At 34.1% G+C, this 22117-nt stretch carries 14 protein-coding genes; all 14 read right to left on the bottom strand.

Annotation, left to right across the window (positions count from 1 at the left end; genetic code table 11):
* Positions 1-48: 48 nt before the first annotated feature.
* Positions 49-2352 (bottom strand): chondroitinase-B domain-containing protein, encoded by a 2304-nt coding sequence (locus AC2DZ0_RS09490; RefSeq protein ID WP_484641481.1) that lies wholly within the window; start codon positions 2350-2352, stop codon positions 49-51.
* 22 nt (positions 2353-2374) lie between these two features.
* Complete coding sequence (locus AC2DZ0_RS09485) at positions 2375-3592, bottom strand: 6-phosphofructokinase (protein WP_484641480.1); 1218 nt, start codon at positions 3590-3592, stop codon at positions 2375-2377.
* Positions 3593-3753: 161 nt separating this feature from the next.
* Positions 3754-4518 carry an SDR family NAD(P)-dependent oxidoreductase gene (locus AC2DZ0_RS09480; protein ID WP_300325496.1) on the bottom strand — a complete coding sequence of 255 codons (765 nt, stop codon included), beginning with the start codon at positions 4516-4518 and terminating at the stop codon, positions 3754-3756.
* A 40-nt stretch (positions 4519-4558) separates the two neighbouring features.
* Entirely contained in the window at positions 4559-5854 is a 1296-nt protein-coding gene (locus AC2DZ0_RS09475; RefSeq protein ID WP_484641478.1) for an MFS transporter, read from the bottom strand.
* A gap of 269 nt (positions 5855-6123) precedes the next feature.
* On the bottom strand, positions 6124-6828 hold the full coding sequence (locus AC2DZ0_RS09470) for a FadR/GntR family transcriptional regulator (protein WP_484489814.1): 705 nt from the start codon (positions 6826-6828) through the stop codon (positions 6124-6126).
* Positions 6829-7009: 181 nt separating this feature from the next.
* Positions 7010-7930, bottom strand: a complete 921-nt coding sequence (locus AC2DZ0_RS09465; RefSeq protein ID WP_484644833.1) for a polysaccharide lyase family 7 protein — start codon at positions 7928-7930, stop codon at positions 7010-7012.
* Between the two features lie 20 nt (positions 7931-7950).
* Positions 7951-8874, bottom strand: coding sequence for a polysaccharide lyase family 7 protein (locus AC2DZ0_RS09460; protein WP_484641477.1), 924 nt, complete (start codon positions 8872-8874; stop codon positions 7951-7953).
* Positions 8875-8966: 92 nt separating this feature from the next.
* Positions 8967-10202, bottom strand: a complete 1236-nt coding sequence (locus AC2DZ0_RS09455) for a PKD domain-containing protein (protein ID WP_484641475.1) — start codon at positions 10200-10202, stop codon at positions 8967-8969.
* A gap of 18 nt (positions 10203-10220) precedes the next feature.
* A complete protein-coding gene (locus AC2DZ0_RS09450; RefSeq protein ID WP_484641474.1) occupies positions 10221-11144 on the bottom strand; it encodes a PKD domain-containing protein in 924 nt (307 codons plus the stop codon).
* Positions 11145-11186: 42 nt separating this feature from the next.
* Entirely contained in the window at positions 11187-12632 is a 1446-nt protein-coding gene (locus AC2DZ0_RS09445; protein ID WP_484641473.1) for a RagB/SusD family nutrient uptake outer membrane protein, read from the bottom strand.
* Between the two features lie 12 nt (positions 12633-12644).
* Positions 12645-15773, bottom strand: a complete 3129-nt coding sequence (locus tag AC2DZ0_RS09440; RefSeq protein WP_484641471.1) for a SusC/RagA family TonB-linked outer membrane protein — start codon at positions 15771-15773, stop codon at positions 12645-12647.
* Between the two features lie 351 nt (positions 15774-16124).
* Entirely contained in the window at positions 16125-16940 is an 816-nt protein-coding gene (locus tag AC2DZ0_RS09435; RefSeq protein ID WP_484641470.1) for a cupin domain-containing protein, read from the bottom strand.
* A 160-nt stretch (positions 16941-17100) separates the two neighbouring features.
* Entirely contained in the window at positions 17101-18633 is a 1533-nt protein-coding gene (locus AC2DZ0_RS09430) for a RagB/SusD family nutrient uptake outer membrane protein (RefSeq protein WP_484641469.1), read from the bottom strand.
* 22 nt (positions 18634-18655) lie between these two features.
* Positions 18656-21715 (bottom strand): SusC/RagA family TonB-linked outer membrane protein, encoded by a 3060-nt coding sequence (locus AC2DZ0_RS09425; protein ID WP_484641467.1) that lies wholly within the window; start codon positions 21713-21715, stop codon positions 18656-18658.
* Between the last annotated feature and the right edge of the window lie 402 nt (positions 21716-22117).

The raw sequence follows: 22117 nt of genomic DNA, 5'->3' as shown, positions 1-22117 counted from the left end.
TGCATTTATATAGCCTGAGGAAGTAAAAACTTTCTCAGGCTTTTTTGTTTAATACATTAGTTTTTGAGCCAGATTTTCTTCGGTATGAAATTTTCCTGAATTAACTATTTTATTGTCTCCTTCGGTATTGTTTTTTGCACCCCACAATAAAGCAATCAAGTCAATTTTATTATTTTTAAATAGATTATTTTCAATTCTTACATTAACAATTCCTCTGGTGTTTAAAAGAATCTTGTTTTTTTCTTTAGATCCGCAATTAGAAAAAATTGAGTTACTTATCATTAGGTTTCCTCCGATGGTAGATTCATCATAGCCACCTCTATAATAATCAACAACGTTTTGCTGAACATTATGAAATTGACAATTGTTAATGGTTAAAAATTCAACGTTATAATCACCACGGTCATTAGTTTCTTCAGATAGTTCTATTCCATTGGTACAATCGATAAATTTACTGTCCTTGAAAACAATTTCTTCGGCAAAAGTTTGTTTATAAGCTTTTAAGATATAGTTGAAGTTTTGAACTGAACATCCTATAACAGTTAAGCCATAATGGTTAGACATATTTTTCTTAAGGTTAGAGAACGCCTGTTGTGTTTGGTTACCTGCTAAAGAAATATTTTCAATAATCAGATTTCCGTAGGGATGTAATTCAAAGAGCGGACTGTTCGCCGAACCGGAATACTTGATAGTAACGGTGTTTTCTGTTTTGGCCTTTATGGTGATTTTCTTTGAAATTTCAAGTGATTTCGAAATGGAATAATTCCCTGGTTCTAAAATTAAAATATCGCCTGGCTTGGCTGCGCTTATTTTATTAGAAAGTTCCTTAGGTGAAACTTGTACAAGGTTTGGTTTTGTTTGTGGTACTATATTAGAATACCATGTAGTACCATATAATGATTTATCCAAAATAGAAGGTACTTTTGTTTCATAAGAAACGGTTGCTCCAATTGAATTTTTAGAGGCTCTTGAATTGCCTAAAAGATCTGTTTTAATGGTTTCAAAACCAAATCCATTATAAATAGTGTTTCCTTGTACCTTAGGAAAGTATAAATATTCGGCTGCCTTTGTAAGTTGAAAATTAGATTTTTCAATTTGATCCGAATGCTTATAATCGACACCGTTGTTATTGATGAGGTTATTTTTAAAGGTAACCCCATCTGCTTTATCATGCTCTATGATAGGTTGAGGGTCTCCTTTTTCACTGTAAATAACATTGTTGGCTACCACAGTTCTTAGAGGTCTAGCAGAACGAATTTCAGATTTGGGTAATACATCTTTTTGTGCAATGTTCGTTCCAACTCCAAATTGCCAAGGTGATTTGCAATTTACATAAGTGTTGTAGGCAACAACAACATCTGTAACTTGATTGTATCTATTTAATGGTGATTTAGGAATTCCATTCATAACAGCTAAAGGACTACGGAAATTCTCTCCGATGATGTTGAAAAAATAATTATTTGTAATCCAGTGACCCGTATTTACAATCCTGATTCCGCCAAAATTTTTATTGATTCCATCCCCAATAAAATAATTTCCATCTATACTGCAATAATTACCATGTCTGGTAACAACAGAACCTTCACTTTTATAAAATACATTATTAGTTATTTTATTAAAGTTGGTTTTGCTAGAGATGATTTCAACTTCACCATTACATTCTTCAAAAAGATTATTTGCTATAGTTGTGTAACTAGGACACATTGAGGTAAAACTACTACCAAGTTGAATAGTTTCTCCTCTAGCACCACCTTTTCTTGGTCTCGGTCCAAAATGATTGTTAACTATTTGATGGTAGTTATTAATGCTTTGGTTTCCTTTTAAATCAACGCGTAGTGTCGGTCCACCATTTGTTTTCCCTGCGAGATAACAATTCTTTAGGCTATTATGTCTTCCATAAAATTGAACCCACAAATCATCTTGATCTCTTTCCGGTTTGTTAAAATCTAGGATGACACAATCTGTGATGCTACAATTATTAGCAACTTCATTTTCGCTAACTCTAAAGGCAATTACATTTTTTTTAGGTGCATATCCTTTGCGAAAAAACAATCCTTCCACATGTAAATAATTTCCTGCCAATGACAAACTAGAAATACCTTCAATAAATACCTTTCCTGGAGTTTCTGCTTTAATTGATATTGGTTGTTGTGCTGTACCATTTCCCGTAAAAACAATTTCTACATTTTTCCAAATACCATTTTGCATGATAATATTAGCACCGGGTAGAGCGTTTTCAATGGCAGTTTTAAGTTCAGCATTATCTTTAACAAGAATAGATTGCTCTTTTGAATTTGTTGCACAAGCAACAGTAACAAGAAAAACTACGGATAGAAATAAATGTTTAAACATGGGAATTAAATTTTTTAAGTTACTAAATCCAGTTCAATATTTTTTTGACATCATAGTCTTCTGGATTATCTATATATTTTTTTGCCTCCTCGTAATCACGTTCTCTGATATAAATTAAATGATTAATAAATAATTGAGCCATTTCTGAATCAATATCTACTAGTCTTGGAGGTACTTTTCCATTTTCATCCTCAAAATCTTTAAGATAAAGAGGGGTTACATCTCCTCTAGAGTTTGCACTTACGATACAACCAGTGTTTCCTTCGTCAAACAATTTTTTTACACCAATTCCTAATAGGGTACATAATGTAAGGTCAAAAGCAATAGGATTTGAACAACGCAATTCATATCCAATTTCAACAGGTCTAGATTTAATATCTAAATTAATTTCTTTTAATTTGGTTTGTAAAAGATAATTAAAAATGTGCGATTTACTTACATTTCCAAGCTCAGGGTGACCATGATCATCGTAGGTGAAGTTAATTCCTGAATCAAGAATCTCTTCTTCATCCATAAAATGGAAAACCCCCTCACTTACCATCACCACACCATATTCGATACCTCTAATTTTACTCTTAATAATAGAGGAAATAATCATATTGATAATTTTATCAAATGTGATTTTGGTTTTATTAAACATTTCAGGTATGATCATCATTGGAAAGTGACAAGCAGAGGCTATTCCAAATGCTAGATGTCCTGCTGATCTACCCATTGCAGAAACAACGAACCAATTTTCACTAGTTCGAGCGTCTTCATAAACTGTGTTACCAATTCTGACTCCTTCATCCTTAGCGGTATGGAAACCAAAAGTTGGATTTCTATCTGGCAATGGTAAATCATTATCAATAGTTTTGGGAACATGAATATGTGCCACATCTAATTTTTGAGTTTCTAAATATTTAGAAAGTCGACTTCCGGTTGATGCCGTATCATCACCCCCTATGGTAACTAATAATTTAACATTGTGCTTTTCGAAAAAGTCAGGTTTAAATTCAGAGTCCTTGGGTTTATGCCTACTCATGATAAGAGTGGAACCACCTCTACTATAAATTCTATCTGCTCTATGAAAATTGAATTTTTTTATGGCAGGTTCTTCAGAGAATAATCCTTTGTAACCATGATGTACACCAAGTACATCATAACCATCTTTGATAAAAGTTTTTGCAAGCGTACTAATAACTGTGTTGATTCCTGGAGCTGGACCACCACCACAAATAATTGCAATTGATTGTTTCATGTTTAATTTTTTTTTAATCGAGTAAATTTATGTCCATAAATTAGTTTCTATCTTATAAATAGTGATAAATATTTATTGGAATACTTGATATTTACTAGATTATGAAAACATAAAAGATCATGAAACTGATCTTTTATGTTTTGCATTGAATCAGAGGTTTATTAGATACCTAAAGCTTGACCACCACCAATTTGGATAGTTTCAGCTGTAATAAATGCTGCATCATCACTTGCTAAGAAAGATACTACAGAAGCAACTTCTTCAGGTTGACCTAATCTACCTAACATAATGTTATTTTTCCAAGAAGCGAAAACTTCTGGTTTTGTAGATTTGATCTGTGCATGAAATGGAGTATCAATAGTTCCTGGAGAAACTGCATTTACACGAATACCATATTCAGCTAAGTCTTTTGCTAACGCTCTAGTAATTGCGTGTACACCTGCTTTTGAAGTACCATAGATTCCAGCACCTGGTCCACCAGCATTCCATCCAGCGTTAGACGTATAGTTGATGATAGTTGCATTTTCTCCTTTTTTAAGAAATGGTATAGCTGCCCTTGAAGCAAAGAAAGTTGAATCAAGATTTAAAGCCATTACAAATCTGTAAAATTCAGTTGTCATTTCTTCAAAACGAGATCTTCCTCCAAGTCCACCTGCATTGTTTACAAGCACGTCAATACGACCATATTTTTCTCCAATTTTTGTGATGTTCTCTGTAACAACTTCGTCTTTCGTTACATCAAATCCGTAATATTCTGCTGTAATTCCTTCTGCGGCAAGTTCTTCAACTCTTTTTACACCAGCTTCATCATCGATACCGTTTAATACAACGGTATAACCATCTTTTCCTAATCTTTTAGCTACTTGAAATCCTATTCCTCCCGTAGCTCCAGTAATAACTGCTACTTTTCCTTCTGTTTTGCTCATAATTATGTTTGTTTATGTGTGTGTTAAATTTTATTCGATTTTATTTCTTTTTTTTCAATGGTTCTACTTTTGGAATTAGCACCCATACACTGGCCATTACAATAAAGGCAAGAGATGCACCAATCACAAAGGCAGGAGTATAATTTCCACCTGTAGTGAGCATTGGTACAAGAGCTACTAGTCCAGCTCCTGTTAGTTTTGCCGCTGTTCCTGAGAAACCTGAAAGCGTACCAACTGTTTTCTGTCCATATAAATCACTTGGCAGGGTTTGTACATTTCCAATAGCAGTTTGAAATCCAAAAAGTACTGCGGCCATGATCAATACTGCTGCTACTGGAGAACCTGGATTGGATAGTGCCAATAATGCAGGTAGCATAATTAAACAACCAAGTGTAATTACCATTTTTCTAGTTTTGTTTACATCCCATCCCGATTTTAATCGGTTTTGAGCTAATAATCCACCAAACCAAGCTCCTAACATAGCTCCTACATAAGGGACCCATCCGTATATTCCTATGGCTTTGACATCCATGTTATATACTTCCGATAAGTAAATTGGAATCCAAAATACAAATAGCCACCATATCGGGTCTATTGCTGCAGATGCGATGATAACCCCCCAGCTTTGTTTACGACCTAGTAGTTCTTTAACTTCAGGGTTGTATTCTTCTGTTGTTTCTTTTGATTCTGCCGTTTCTTCTTGACCAGATAAAATATATTCTCTTTCAATTTCAGTTAGCCAAGGATGTTTTTTTGGTGGTGCTTTAACAATAATTAACCACGGTACTAACCATAACAAACCAACAAGACCAATGATAATGAAAATCATTTGCCAACTAAAGTAGACTGTTAAAAATGCGATGGTTGGTATGGCAACGATTCCGCCAATAGCAGCCCCTGAGTTAAACAACCCTTGTGCAAAAGCTCTTTCTGTTGCTGGAAACCATTCAGCATTTCCTTTTGCAGCACCAGGCCAGTTCCCTGCTTCTGAGATACCTAAGATAGATCTGAAAAAAGCAAAACTTAAGACCCCACTTGCTAAAGCATGTAATGCCGTTGATATTGACCAGAATCCAATAGATAATACAAATCCAATTCTTGTTCCTAGTTTGTCAAATATTTTTCCAAATATTGATTGCCCAAATGCATAAGAGAACATGAAAACTACAGAGATCAATGCATAGATCTCTTTTCTCTCCGTCATTGTTTTATCCGGATATAAATCTTCTGAAATACTTGGCCATAAAACAACAAGAGCCTGCCTGTCAATGTAATTGATTACGGTGGCTAGAGCGATCAATGCAATTACCCACCATCTGAGTCCTTTTACTTTCATATTGTTTGAGTTAAGTTTTTGATTTTGTTATGTTTACTTTCTTTGTCTTTGTTGTTGTAAAGACAAAGTATTCCTTTTTATTCTACACCAATGGTCCAGAATAATTTGTTTTTATTAAAACTAATATGTGTAAACTTAAATGGTTAAGCGGTATTTGCCACTTTACCCAGATTCTTAGAAAAAGAATCGAGAAGATTTAAATTTACGTCCCTCCAAATTATATATCTAACAAACAGGTCGTGCATCCTGTAAATCAGAATTTGTCATTTTTATTCGTTGTTTGCGCAATACTCGTATAATGTTTTAAAGTGTATTTTCATTTTTTCTTTCGCTAAAGCAGGATCTTGATCTTTGATTGCTTCATAAATATCTTGATGATCTTTTATACCAGAAATAGCTAATCCGTCCGCACATACATGATATTTTTCAATATTTATGATTATTTCTGGCGTAATAATCAACATGAATGTATTTATAGAACTATTTTTACTAGCCTTTGCTATTGCAAGATGAAAAAGAAGATCTTCTTGTACTGCATCTTGTCCACTCAAAGCTTTCTCTTGATAGGCATCCAGAGCTTCCTTGATCTGTTCTAAATCTTCGTCTGTTCTTCTAATTGCTGCCAAAGAAGCCGTTTTTAGCTCCAAAAGAATTCTCGTTTCTACAAGAGATTTAAAATCTTGCTTTTCTAAACGAAGAATATCTTCAATCATACCATTAAGTGCTACAACACCGATATTTGCAACAAAGGTTCCACTTTGTGGAATAGAGTTTAACAAACCATAAAATTCTAATTTTTGAATGGCTTCTCTTACGTTACTTCTACTTACCTCAAACTTATCAGACAGCATTCGCTCTGATGGTAACTTATCACCAGGCTCCAAATTCTTATAGTTGATGAGATCTCTAATTTTAGAGATGATCGAATTTTGTATATCTTTATTTTCGTTTTTTGTAAGTACTTCTAATTTCATATCGTCGTTGTATTTCCAACCAGATTGGTTAACCAGATTGGTTGGTGTAAATGTATAGATTATTTTCCTGTATAAAAAATATTTTTAAAGTTAATTTTTTTGTTTGTTTCTCGGGTGTTTGGAAGGAATCTTACCGGGATAAATCCCGATAAAATTCTTTCACTAACTCAACCAAATAATTTTAATGTGTCACTGTTAAATTGTAATATTTTACTGTTGCATATGCATTTGGATCTGTCGATCCTAAATAATTTCCTGCTTTAAAATAATTTTCAAATACACCCCATTTTTCCATATGTATATCTTGATATACTTTTGAATAGGTTTCATTTAAGATTATTTCCATTTTTCCTTCTGAAACAATCACTTCTAAAGTAAATTTGTCAAAACCTACATCTACTGGGAAATTATAGCCATCATCGTTGCCCCAGGCATCTGTTTCTAAAATTTCTGTACTGCTGGCATTCAGATTGTTTAAAACTTTTGTTTTAACCCTCACTAGACCGTTTTGCCAATAAATTTTTAACATGGGAGGGGCATTGTTGTCTTTTTGACCAATTAAGTCTCTTTGTTCATTCGTCAATCTTCCATGGATTTGCATAATGATGGTTTTATCATATTCTCCATCACTTTTTTTAGAAATTTTTTCCATAGAAAGGGTGCCTTTCATTCTACCTCCCTCTTTAAAGGTCCAGTTGGTGCTGTTACTTCCAGGAACCATTTGTTCTCTTAACTCAGTTCTTGAGTAACTTGAGTTTGCGGTAGAAGCTCCAGGATACGTATGAAATACAAGAGCACCATTTATGGAGTCGTTGTAAAAAAATGGTTTCAATTTATCAATTGTACCATAACCTAAAATTTCTGGTGGTTCAATTTCATCGGGCTTACCTATGGGTAATGTCACTTTCCAATTTTGAAGATCAATATTTGGAAGTTGATAGTCATCATTTGGTATTTCACCATTTGTTGGTTCTTCAGGTATTTCCGGTTCGTCACTTGATAGTACTATCGTATTCTCATAAGTACCCTGGCAACTTATAGCTAAAATTACAATGCAGATCGACAAAAAACTTGTCAAAAGATATTGATTGTATGAGAATATTTTTTTCAAGTGGTATTTATTTAATGTTTAACTTCTAATTCGTAATATTTTATTTTAGAATAGGCTCCTTTGTCTCTTGATTGGAAATAATTTCCTGCTTTGAAATAATTTTCAAATACGCCCCATTTTTCCATGTGAATTCCTTTGTATACTTTAAATTCACTTCCATTAAGAACAATGACCATTTTCCCTTCAGAGACTTTTACTTCTAAAGTGAATTTTCTAAATCCAACTTCTTCTTTAAAATTAAAACCATCATCATCTCCCCATGCATCTTCATGTAAAAGTTCTTCGTAGGTTGCATTTGGGTTTTTCAATACTTTAGTTTTGACTCTGACTTTTCCCTGATCCCAATATATTTTTAAAATAGGAGGAGCGTTGTTGTCATCTTCACCAATTAAATCTCTTTGCTCATTTGTCAAACGACCATGGATTTGCATGATAATCGTTCTATGATATTTACCATTCGAATCTTTGGTAGTTTCTTCCATGGCAAGTTTTCCTTTCATGTATCCCCCTTGTTTGAAAGTCCAGTTGATATTGTTTTCTCCTGGCACCATTTGCTCTCGTAATTCAGATCTCGTATATTTTGTATTACGGGTTTTTGAATTCGTTGGCATGGAATGAAACACGATTGCACCCTTTGTTGAGTCGATGTACATGTACGGTTTTGCTACTTCAATATTGGCAAAGTTGTTGATTTCTGGAGGACCAATTTCAACAGGTTTTCCATTTTCTCCTGCAACTGGTAAGGTTACTTTCCAGTGACTTAAATCAATTTTAGGAAGTTTTGTTTTTTTTCTTTTCTTCTTTTTTTTCTTCTTCTCCTTTTTTTCAATTTTAACGTCGGACTCATTAACACCTGTCTCTTGTGTTTGAGAATATGCGCCAAGTGATAAAAATAGGGCGATAAAAAATGTTAAAGATGTCGTTTTACAATTCATGTGATTATGTTTTATGATGGAGATACAGTTATAAATCTTGTTTGAAATTTAACGGTATCTCCATGTTTTATTAGATACTACTGGAGTTGAATTTATTCAAAACCTGGAGTAATGATGTCAATGTTATCATAAAATACTTCTGTGCTGCTATCAACTGATAATGGAGCTTTTATGTAGATTACTATCCAATCTGTAGTTGGGATGAAAGTAAAAGTGTTTGTGGTAAAAGTATTATCAGTTGCAGATCCTTTAGATGAATTGAAATCGTTTGTAATTTCGAAATGTTTATCTGCAAAATTTTCTATTCCTACCTCAGTTGTTATATCTGTATTTAAAATATATACATCAGAGTTGATTCCTTCAGCTTCAGATCTTGAATCGATTGTAAAGGTGTATTCTACACCAGCTTCAACCGCTAGTTTTTGATAAAGTCGTCTACATGCTTGATAAATCTTAATAGAGCGTGTCTTGGATCCATTCACGTAAGAACCATCACTTGCAGATCCAGGTTGCTCATTAGTACAGTAAGTGGCATCTATATAAGCATTTAAGTCAGAATTACTCCATAATGCCTTATATGGACTTGGAATTTCACCCAATACATCATCAATAACGGTACTGTTAGGTGTCATGTCCCATGCATCTGCATTATCACTAGTACTTCCTGTTAAATGATCGTCTCCTGTACCGTTTTGAACAATAGCTTTAAAGGTAGGTGTAACAGTAGCATCAGGATTTACAACTGAAACCGTTTGTTCCATTTCAGAAGTGTCTCCTGAATCATTTGTAGCTGTTAATGTAACTACGAAATCACCTTCGGTAGAAAAAGTTTTTGTTGGAGATTCTTCGGTTGAGGTTGTGTTATCTCCAAAGTCCCAAGAATAGCTAATCGCATTCGTAGAGGTATTCGTAAATGTATATACTTGCCAATTATTTGGGTCTTGAAGAAAAGTAAATCCAACAACAGGAGCTTCAGGGTTTGTAACAACTATAGTTTTTTCAACTCTGTCTGTTGTTTCAGTACCGTTTGACACGGTAAGAACTACATTGTAGGAACCTGCTTGTCCAAAAGTATGAGTTGGTTCCTCTTCAGTGGAGCTATTACCTTCACCAAAATCCCATGCATATGTTGAAGCATTGGTAGATCTATCTGTAAATATATATGTTTTATAATCTGTTACATCCACTACTTCTGTAAAGGCTGCGATAGGAGCAGGTGAAATGACTATTGTATCTTCCCCTTCTATGTCTTCTGTACAAGAGAATATAAGTGCTATTGAAACGAGAAAAGAAAAATTAATGATTCCTTTATTTTGTAAATATTTCATTGTCTTCATCATAATATCTTATTCTTTATCTTTAAAAAATTCTATTTGAGTAAAATTCATCCATTGACTTTTACGAGTAGCTCCTGTTTCGTCAAATCGACCAAAACCAATTAGCTTAACGTATCTACAATTGATAGAAGTAGGGAAGATTTTTACTTGAAATTCTGAAGTTGCAGATTCGGATAACATAAAATCTCCTTCCTCTGGAATAACTTTAGTAAAATCAGCATCATCAGTTCCTGTGCTTGATGTCCAAATTTGATAACCATAAGGGTCTGATTTTACATCTGTAGTAAATTGGATTACTCTTAAATCTAGAATACTGGCTAGATCATAAATGATGTATTCACCATCGGATCTAACGCTACCTTCAATAAGTTCAGCATCATCTTGTGCAGTCCAACGAGTTCCGGCATTTTTATCCAAAGTATTTGAAGCAAATGCGTCTTTCTCTACTTGGTATGATGAAAAGCTATGAACCGTTACGGGTTCTCCTGCATCACCAGTATTGATCAAGTCGAAAAACAAGTTCAAGTCTCCTAAAGGCTCACCATTGTCAATTATTGATACAGAATTAGTATAGACATCAGTTAGTCCGTTATTATCAGATACTGACAAGGTAACATCATAACTTGCTGTAATAGGAGGGTATGAATGTTCTTTTGGTTCAAAATCTGTTGACGGCTCACTTCCATCACCAAAATCCCATACAAAATTACTTGCGCTAATTGATTCATTTGCAAAGGTTGCTTTATTCCATTGATCACCTTCTCCAGTTACGGCTCCAAAAAACGCGGTAGGAGGCGTTTTGTCTTCTTTAGAGTTTTCTCCTGCCAAATCGTATGAGAAATCACAAGAGGTAGCTGCCAATGCTATTATTGATAAAGCTACGGCTGGTAGTTTTTTCAAAACTCTCATTTTTATATTTTTTAAGTTTTTCATTTTTTTGAAATTTAATTATTCGTTAGCTTCAAGAATTAGTTTCTATCTCCAATTTATATTTTGAATCAATGCAGGTTCACCATTTGTATTCAGTGGACTTAAGTTGATTTCTCTCAATGGAATAGGTAAGGTAACATCAAAAGCGTTAAAGTTATATCCATTTGCTTCTGCAAAAGCAGTCAACACTTCTGTAGCAACTCCAAAACGTTTCAAATCAAACATTCTTTGGTTTTCAGAAAAGAATTCAAATCTTCTTTCTTGAATTAGGTCGTCTTTAGATATTGTAGTTACAGCTGAGAGTCCCGCTCGGGTTCTAATTTTGTTATAGTTATCACCCCAAGTACCCGATACAGAAACTTCACTACCTCCTGCAAGGTTTGCTTCTGCGTACATCATCACAACATCAGCATATCTCAATACGATAAAATCAGTACCTGCCTGTTCATCATCAGAGCTCGTAGTATAGTGTTTAGCTGTTTGATATTTGTCTTCTGAATCGTTACTATCGATATCAAATAGTGCACGGTTTGTACCCCCAAAATTTGTCAATTTTGCATGTAGGTCTGTCGTTAAATAATTCAAACCACTTGAATTTCCTGTAGCAGCAAATTCTGCTGAATAATTTTGACTATCGTTTGCAGCATCATTAGAGAATCCAATGGCAAACATGATTTCATCATTTAATTCGTTTGTAGGATCGAAAATATCTATGTAATTGTCTAATAAGGCATACTCTGATGAAACTTGGTCTAGGTGAACAAGTGCTTGCGCATAATCAGGGTTGTCTAAAGTCATATATACTTTAGCTAACATTGCATGGGCTGAACTTTTAGAAGCTCTTGATTTAAAAGTGTCGTCTAATCCTTCAGTAGCTCTGATAAAATCTTCAATAATAAAGTCATAGATTTTATTCTCTGAAACTCTAGTAAATTGAATTGCTTTTTCATCTTCAGTTAATACATGATCTACTAATGGCAGTCCCAAATTTTCCACATCTTCTCCATACATACGAATTAGATTGAAGTAAGCATAGGCTCTTAAAAATTTAGCTTCTGCTTCAACTCTTTCGAAAGAAGCTTCAGGTTCTAAAGTTTTCATTGCATCTAACACTACATTTGCAAGGTAAATTACACGATACAAGCTAGAATAGTAGTTTGCTGAAATTCCGTTGTTTGCTTGAACAGAAAAGTTCTCAAATTGTCCGGCATCTGCAGAATCATTTGCATCTGGAGATCTTGTGTTACTATTGTCAGATAACATTTCTGTAACATAAAACTCAACTTGAACACCTCTATTGTCGTTCAATTGATTTGAGTTTACTCCTTGAAGTGCATCATAGATGGCAATTAAACCAAGCTCTAGTTCTTCAGGTGTCTGATAAAAGTTTTCTGTTTTAATGGCAGAATCTGGATCTGGATCTAGAAAATCTGAACATGAATTAAGCAGAAAAGCGAAAAATACGATTGTTATATATTTTGAATATTTCATTGTTTGTTTTTTTTAAAAATCAATATTAACACCTAAAGAAATTGTACGAGCAATCGGAGAACCACCTCGTTGGTATCCGTACTGTGTTGGACTTGTTTTGTCTAACGCTTCTGGGTTCCAACCTGTGTAATCATCAGCAGTAAAGTATAACAGGTTTTGACCTGTAGCATATAGTTTAAGATTAGAGATACTACCCATTTTAGCCAAAAGACTTTGAGGTAAGTTGTATCCAATATTAATATTTCGTAAGGCTATATATGAGGCATCTTGAATGATGCTGTTTGTATAGATTTTCTCAACGATGAACTCACTATCTACCGTGTTTTTAATTTGGTCAAAAGCAGTATGGTTGAATAAATATTGGTCTGCAATATTTCTCACTTCTGCTCCATGACTTCCTTGAAACATAAAAGCAAAACTTAAGTTACCATAGCTGAACTCATTTGAGAAACTCCAAATAAACTCTGGATAAGGATTCCCTAATTCAGTTTTATCTTCTTCATCTAAAACACCATCACCATTTAAATCTTTAACATATACCACTCCTGTTTCTTGTCCAACATGTCTAAAGAAGTTAGAAGAACTGAATTCATCTAAAGGAACTTCTCTGTCTACAACATAACCATAGAAAGAAGAAATTGGTTGTCCTTCTGAGTTGATCCACTCTGTCGGTCTCTTGTTATCGATTGTTGTAATTTGACCATTAGAAGATGCAAAATCAACCAAAGTGTTTTTGTTTGTTGTTAAAAGAACCGTTGAATTCCAACTAAATTTTTCTGTTCTGATGTTTTTCGTTCTTAATTCAAACTCCCATCCTTGGTTTTTTACTTTTCCAATGTTATCCAATGTATTTGAGTAACCTGAAGTTGCTGAAATTGGATTGTTTAATAGTAATTGATCACTTGTTCTTTGATACCAGTCAATAGAACCAGTAATTCTGTTTCTAAACAAGCCAAAATCTACTCCTGGATTTATTTCAATCAAACGTTCCCATTTTAATTCAGGATTACCAATGTTTACAGGAGAGTATCCTGATTTGATACTACCTTCTTCCGTATAACTTACATTTGATACTAAATCTAAACTAGGGTAGTAGTCAACTAAAATATTACCTGTACTCAATTGAGAAGTACTTCCTTGTGCATCTGGGTCAACACTTCCAGTGTTCAATCTGTCATTTCCTGTAACCCCGTAACTAGCTCTTACTTTTAATCTTGAGATTACATCAGTATCTTCTAAAAAGTCTTCTTTGTCAATATTCCAACCTACAGAAGCTGCAGGGAAGTTTCCGTATTTATATTGAGATCCAAAAATTGAACTACCGTCTCTTCTTAAACTCAAACTAACTAAATATTTGTTGTCGAATGCATAATTGAATCTAGAGATAAAAGAGATTCCTCTTTTGGTCCATTCAAAACCTTGTGCATTTGATGGGATAGGTGCATTCGATAATTGTTGTATTTTATCATTTACAATTCCGATACCTCTAATAGAAGAAAAGAAATAATCTCTTTTTTCTATTGAGTTTCCTAAGGTAACACCAAAATCATGTTTGTTAAAAGTTTTGTTATAGTTGAAGAAATTGTCGAAAATAAAATATTGGTCTCTTTGAGTAATTTCATCAATATAGGCATCTGTTGTTTCTCTACGAGCCAATGTTCCTAGGTAATCTTTTCTTTGCGTGTCTTGCATTGAAACTGATAAAGAAGATTTAAATTTTAAACCATCCATGATTTTATATTGTCCGTATACATTACTGAACAATTTAAACTTATTATCCGTTCTTTCTCTTTCTGCAACTCTTGCATATGGATTTTGATTTGTAGAATTTCCTAAATTACTCGTTAATTCTTCTTGGTAGATACCATCACCATCTAAGTCCGTGAATTCAAAATGACGCATTTGAGCATAATCTCCTACCTGTACATCTGCAAATTGACCATTAGGATCAATGTAATTTAAAGTATGTTCTGTATGGTAAATAGGTAACCAAGGCATTTGTCGTGCCACGTTATGAATGTTTTCTGAAAATCTTTTTCTTACCGTATAACTTGGTGTAAAGTTCATTCCAGCAGATAATTTTTTATTGATTTTAAAATCTACTTTTAAACGGGCTCCAAATTTTTCATAGTTATCAAGCAACAATACTCCCTCATCATTTGAATAACTTAAACTTGACGCATATTTTACGTTATCATTTCCACCTCTAATAGAAAGAGAATGGTTTGTAATAGCACCACTTCCGATAAAAACATCTTGCCAGCTACGGTCAGTACCTGTAGAAAGTCCGAATTTTGTGTAATCAGAAATTTCCAATCCTAGATCTCTTTGCTTTTGCGCCCAACTCTCAACCGTTTGACCATAAGCATCACTTTTTCTACCTGTTTTTATTCCTGTAAAAGTAGAGTAGTTGATTCTAGTTTTACCTGAGATACCTGATTTCATCGTAATCATGATAATACCATTTGACCCTTTAGAACCGAATATAGAAGAAGAAGCAGCATCTTTTAAGATCTCAAAAGATTCTACATCGTTCATGTTTAGAGAACCTAAGAAGTCTGAATCTACAATAATTCCATCCACTACAATTAATGGAGTTGAGTCACCTGCCATAGAACCAGTTCCACGAATGGTAATGCTTGGTGGTGCACCTGCTTGACCATCAGTGGCTTGAATATTTACACCAGATACCTGTCCGATCAATGCGTCATCAACTCTGGCTACCGCTATTTCATCTAGAGTTTCGTTTTTTACTTGTGAAATTGCACCCGTTAAATGAGATTTTTTTTGTGTTCCGTATCCAACAACAACAACTTCATCTAAATTAGAAATATCTTCTTTCAAAAGAATATTTAAGGTTGTTTGATCATTAATAATTACAGTCTGAGATACATAACCCACATAGGAGAATTGTAAAACATCACCGGTTTTTGCTTTGATTTCAAAAGCACCATCAAAGTCCGTTGTGACTCCTTTGTTTGATTTAACAACAACTACGTTGATCCCAGGGATTGGGACATTATCAGTAGCAGATAAAACGGTCCCTGTAATGGTGTTGTCCTGAGCGTATATCGCAATGTTTAGCAACAGAACTACTGAAAATACTAGTTTTGTTTTTAAATTGTTTATCGATTTTTTCATGTTTAAATTGTTAGTTTAAGAGGTACAATACAAGCGTATTGATTAAGTTATAATGTTTTTGCTTTCGCATCAAAAAGAAAACCTTGATAAAATTTACTCAATGGAGTTGTATTCGTTAGGTTCTTTTGGAAAACTGTTAAAAGTGGATGGGTATAAAATTGGTCATATGGTATTGGTTTTTCTGGTTGTCCAAACTGGAAAACCAATTTGGTTTACCAAAAATAAGGTTTTATGATGTTAAAAAAAAATATTTTAACAAAAAATATAGAGTTGAAGGTGAGTATCAAAAAAAAGATAGTGAAATATTACGAATATTTATTCGAGATAAGGTGAACAGAGGTTGGAGGTTGTTTATCTTGATACGGCGTTATGTGTTTTTAGCCAGTCTTCTCCTTTTTTATCTCTAAAAAAATCCATCCATACATAATACATTACTTTATCTGTGTCTACAGTTACGGAATGACTTGACCCTAGGGGAATATGTAGCAACGCGTATTCAGGGAATTTTATATGGGCATCATCTGCAAATACGGTCACAAAGTTGTTGTTTAAACCAAGAAATAATTGCTCTAGCATTCCATGTTCATGGGCACCAACCTTATCTGGTCCTTTTGTTTGAACGGTACCCATGGCTATTCTTGGAATATATTTATTAGGTAAGATGGTTCTGCTAATTGTATTTGGACTTTTTATGGGTTCCGTATAGGCTTCACATTCCGTAAATTTTTTGAAGTAAACTTTCTCGATATTGGCTTTTGGGAATTCTTTCAAATCTGAAAGGTCTTGCTCTGTTAACTTACTTTCTATTTTTAGATAACATAAGGTGTCATTTTTGGTAGGGGTAATGCTAAAGTTAGAGATTGCATTTGGTAAAAAAATGGATTCAGGTTCTAGGGTGAATGTTTTATTCTCGGTGGAAATTGTTCCTGTCCCTTTGATAAAAAGATAGATGAATTTAGAATTTTCTATTAATTGCTCTTTCAATGTTTTGTTGGTAATATTTATTTGATTGACCGTGATCCCTTTTATTTCATTCTTAAGAATGACCTTGGAATAAAAATTTTGATCAGTGTCTATAGCCATGTGTAGTTTTTCTAAAGGGATAGTTTGACTTTTCATAGAGAAAGTAGTTGATACCAGAAGTGTAAATAAGAAAATGTATTTCATGATGTTGGTTGGTTTTAAACTAAAAAAAACACGGATCGTAATAATTGACCCGTGTTTTCAGAAACTAATTTAAATTGAAATAATTCAAACAAATAATGTAACAGATGTTTGAAACTTGGACTCGGTAAAAGAGTCCAAGATTTTTGAATTTTAGAATAGATTAGTATGGGTTTTGAGATAGGTTAGGATTTGCCTCAATTTCTGTATTAGGAATTGGCATAAGATAATCCACAGATGCATCCCATCCTACTTTAGCTCCTTCGTACCCAGAAGCAGAAAATACTTGATCTCCTAACTGTCTTCTTGCAATTGTATACCATCTTTTACATTCAAAAGCTAGCTCAATTCTACGTTCTTCAATTACATCAGCAACGGTAACTGTAGCAAGATCAGCAGGAACAGCACTTGGTGCAAATGTCTTTGCTTCATCTGCTCCAGTTTTGTAAGCTCCACCTAATCTCGCTCTAGCTCTCACTTGGTTGACATATCCCGTTGCAGTAGCTGCATCCCCTGTTTCAACAGCTGCTTCTGCGGCAATTAATAAAATTTCAGCATAACGCATCATTGAATAATTATGGCTTGTTGCTCTACCACTTCCACGGGCAAAGAAACCAGGATAACGTGCATATTTGGCAATGTAAGGAGTGTTTCTTGCATGCTCATGTCCACTAATAGTGAAGTTGGTATAATCAACTTTTACACCACCAATATTGGCTTCTTGATCAAAACTTACTTCGGTTCTATAATCTAAAGGATCGAAAGATGCGAATACTGCTTCTGTGGGTACTGCTACAGACCATCCCCCACCATCATTTCTATCATCTCCTCTAATACCAGCCATTGGCGCAATTTGATCATAAGCATTATCTGATGCTTCAACACCGTTGTAATCTAATGCGAAAATTGGTTCTGGGGAAGCATCGATAGCGTCTGCATTAAATAAGTTTTGGAAATTTGTATCCAAAGAATAATTTCCAGAATTGATAACCTTTTGAGCATATGTTAATGCAGTTGTGAAATCTGGAGAGCTTGGAGTATTTCCAGCTCTTGTTAAATATACCAAAGCTAAGTAAGAAGAAGCTGCTCCGGCAGAAGGAATTGAAGCTGCATTTGTTGTAGCTGGTAAATTAGCTTCTGCAAATTCTAAATCTGAGATAATTCCGGCATACACGTCACTAGCAGGCGTGCTAGAAATTGACAATGCTGCATCAATATCACTAACAGGTTCCGTTAAATATGGAATTGCTCCAAATTGTCTTACTAAATGAAAATAGTAAAAGGCTCTCATAAAGTATGCTTGAGCAACTACTTCGTTTTTGTTCGCATCTGTTAACGATTCAGCACCTTTTATTGCAAAGTTTGCCGCTGTAATTCCCTGGTAACTTTTTATCCAATACTCAGAGATCATTCCATTAGTAGGTAATGTTGTAAGTTCATCCATTTCAACTCTTCTTTCTTGCGTAGATTGAAGATTTACCATATCTGAACGTAACATCAAGGCGATAGAAAGTTTTCTACCCCAGAATTTCTCATTAATTGCAGCAGTCTTAGATCCCTCTATTGCTGTTTGTAGATCTTGAGATGTTTGAAAGAATCCATCAGGAGACAGTGTTCCTAATGGTTTTTCAACCAAGTCAGTACACCCTACTATCGATAATCCAACCAATAATAATATATATTTATATTTTTTCATGTCTATGTGTTTTATAGGGTTATTAAAATTTCAAGTTTAGGCTAAATGTTACAGATTTTACCGTTGGATAATTTCCAAAATCAAAGCCATTTACAGTGTTCGTGGACATGTTGTTGTTTCCAGCTGAACCAAAGAAATTCACCTCTGGATCTAATCCAGAATATTTAGTCCATGTCAATATGTTCTGTGCACTTACTGCTAATCTAATATTTTCAATACCGATTTTTTCGTATACATTTCTTGGAAGGTTGTATCCTAATGCTATATTTTTTAATCTAACATAACTTCCATCTTCTACGAAACGGGAAGAAATTTCTCTGTTACTATTATTTCCAACACGTGGTTGATCTGTGTTTGTATTGGTTGGAGTCCAAGCATTTTTGAAATAGTCTTGTGTAGTATTTGAGTCACCGTTCGTTAACTGTACGTTTGTTAAGTTCATAATTTCACCTCCTGAAGACCCTTGGAAAAAGATATTCAAATCAAAATCTTTATACACAAAATTGTTTGTGAAACCCCAGTTAAAGTCGGCATTAGGATTACCGATAATTGTTCTGTCTTCATCGGTAATAGCACCATCTCCATCAATATCAACAAATAAAGGATCTCCGTCTACAGTAGTACCAGTTCTACCTGCCATACCAGCTGGAGTAGCTCCGTTTTTTACACCTGCATATTCAAGTCCCCAAAATAATCCAACTTCTTCACCTACTCTCATTATAGTACTTCTGTCATGACTAAAGTAACTTGGAGTTCCGTCATCAAAGAAATCTGCATCATTTGCTAATTTCACTACTTTACTTTTGTTAGCAGAGATATTAAAATCTGTTGTCCATCTAAAGTTTTCATTAGAAATATTTCTTGTATTGATAGAAATTTCAAATCCTGAGTTGTTGATCTCTCCTAAGTTTCCAAGAATTTCATCATTTAAGTATCCTGCGTATCCTGGGATACCAGTATTAGGTAAAATCAAATCTTTTGTATCAATATTATAGTAGTCAACAGATAAGTTAATATTGTTGTTTAGGAAGCCGAAATCTACACCCACGTTAGTTTGATAAGAAGTTTCCCATTTCAAGTTTTCGTTTGCTGGTTGCTCCGCAGTAACTGCAGGAACAGTTGCACCTTCACTAGAAGCATATAACGTTGATAACAATGCTAATGATTGATAAGCGGCAATAGAAGGGTTACCTGTTAAACCATAACTAGCTCTTAATTTTAAGTTAGATATTGTTTTGTTTTCCATTAGGAACTCTTCATTAGAAATTTTCCACCCTAAAGCGGCAGAAGGGAAATTTGCATATTTATAGTTCTTAGAAAAGTTTGATGCACCATCACGTCTTAACGTTGCTGTAATTAAATACTTATCGTTCAGGTCATAGTTTATCCTACCAAATACTGATTGGATTTCTACTTCAGTATATTGAGATTCAGGTTGTAAAAATCCAGTAGAACTTTCTAGTCCATAGTATAAGAATGAATCAGAAATAAACCCTGTTCCTTGAGCTAATGAGCGCTCTGTTAAATTTCTTTGGTAAGAGAAACCTGCTAATGCAGTAAGTTTACCTTTTCCGATTTCTTTATTATATGTTAAGTAGTTTTCAGTTAATGCTGTAGAACGTTTCCAGTTTTCAACGCTAGCTCTTCCGCTTACGGCTGAAGCTGAAACAATCAATGTAGATGGAACATAAATTCCTTGCATTGTGTTTCTTGTACTTAAACCAAACGTCGTTTTGAAGGTAAGATCTTCAATTATCTCATATTCTAAATATGCATTTGCTCTAAACTCATCTTCTTTCGTATTGTCAGTTCTTTGAGATGCTACTGCATATGGATTGTCAACTGGGTCACCAATTTGATCATTTGTTGAGAAATTTCCGTCAGCATCTTTGATGTCTTTTGTAGGGTCAAATCTCATGGCTAATGAAATCGCATCATCACCACCACCACCAACACCATTGTTACCAGTAGATTGAGTTGCGACTCCTTTTTTAGTTGATTTACTTCCGTATAGATTCAATCCTAATTTTAATTTGCTAGTCACTTGAGCATCAAGGTTGCTTAAGAATGTTGCTTTTTCAAAACCAGAGTTGATTAAAACACCATCTTGTTTGTAGTAATTTCCAGAGGCATAGAAGTTAGATTTGTCAGTTCCACCAGAAAAAGACAATGTATGGTTTTGCGTATTACCTGTGCGATAAATTAAATCTTGCCAATCAGTATCAAATCCACCGTCGTTATAAGGAGTATTGTTACCATTGTTGGTTCTAATTTGTTGTTGGTATGTTACAAAGTCTTCAGCATTCAATAAATCTAATTTATTAGCGGTATTTTGTACAGAATAAGAACTGTTTAATTCAACTGTAATTTTACCTTGCCTACCTTTTTTAGTAGTAACTAAAATTACTCCATTAGATCCTCTGGATCCATAAATAGCGGTAGCTGAGGCATCTTTTAATACTTCCATAGATTGGATATCCGCTGCTTGAGGCATTGAACCTCCAACGAAACCATCAACAACCACAAGAGGAGTACTACTAGCAGAGATTGAAGTGTTACCTCTAATCTTAATACTTATAGGAGCACCTGGCTCTCCACCATTGTTAGATTGCACAACAACTCCTGCTGCTCGACCTTGTAGAGCTTGTGAAGCGTCTGCTACTGGAAAGGCATTTAGTTCTTCAGATTTTACAGAAGAAACAGATCCGGTAATGTCACTCTTTTTTCTGGCTCCATAACCGACTACAACAACTTCATCTAATTCATTGGAATCTTCTTCTAATGAAATATTAACAGTTGTTTGATTTGATACCGAAATCGTTTTCGTAACGAAACCTAAAAAAGAAAAGGAAATTTTACTTCCTTGAGGCGCGCTAATTTGATAGTTTCCGTCAAAGTCTGTGGTGGTACCATTCGAAGTTCCAACGACTAATACGTTTACTCCTGGAATGGCTGCTCCATCAGTTGATGATGTAATTGTCCCTGAAATTTCTTGGTTAGTCTGGGCAATTAATGCAATGTTGGTTAACAGAAAAGCTGTAAACAGCAATTTTGTTTTACAAAAATTAAGTGTGTTTTTCATGTTTAAAGTGTTAGTTTGGTAGTACTTTAGTACTATTTAGTTAATAAGATTTACATCTACTATCTTTCACTTTACACAATAAAATTACTGTATACAAAAGGAATTTTGTACTTTTGTAAGATGTTGTTGTGTATAATGATAACATGTAATCGGATTTACTTCCCTCCAAAGAAGTGTCCTAATAAGAGGATGGGCGTGCACCCATCCTTTTTTTGTTTAAGGTTTATTCATTTATTATGGTTTAGATTAGTTTTGTTTTTGTGGTTTCCCAAACTGGAGAACCAATTTGGTTTACCAAATATAGAATAATATAATCGTATATCAAAAAAAATTAACAAATATTTATATAAATAAACTTGTAATTCATATTGGCTTCATGATATTGAAGTTAATAAGTTTTGT

The sequence above is a fragment of the Flavicella sp. IMCC45668 genome (assembly GCF_057219105.1).
The sequence above is the reverse complement of the archived record's forward strand: the minus strand, read 5'-3'. Positions and strand labels throughout refer to the sequence as shown.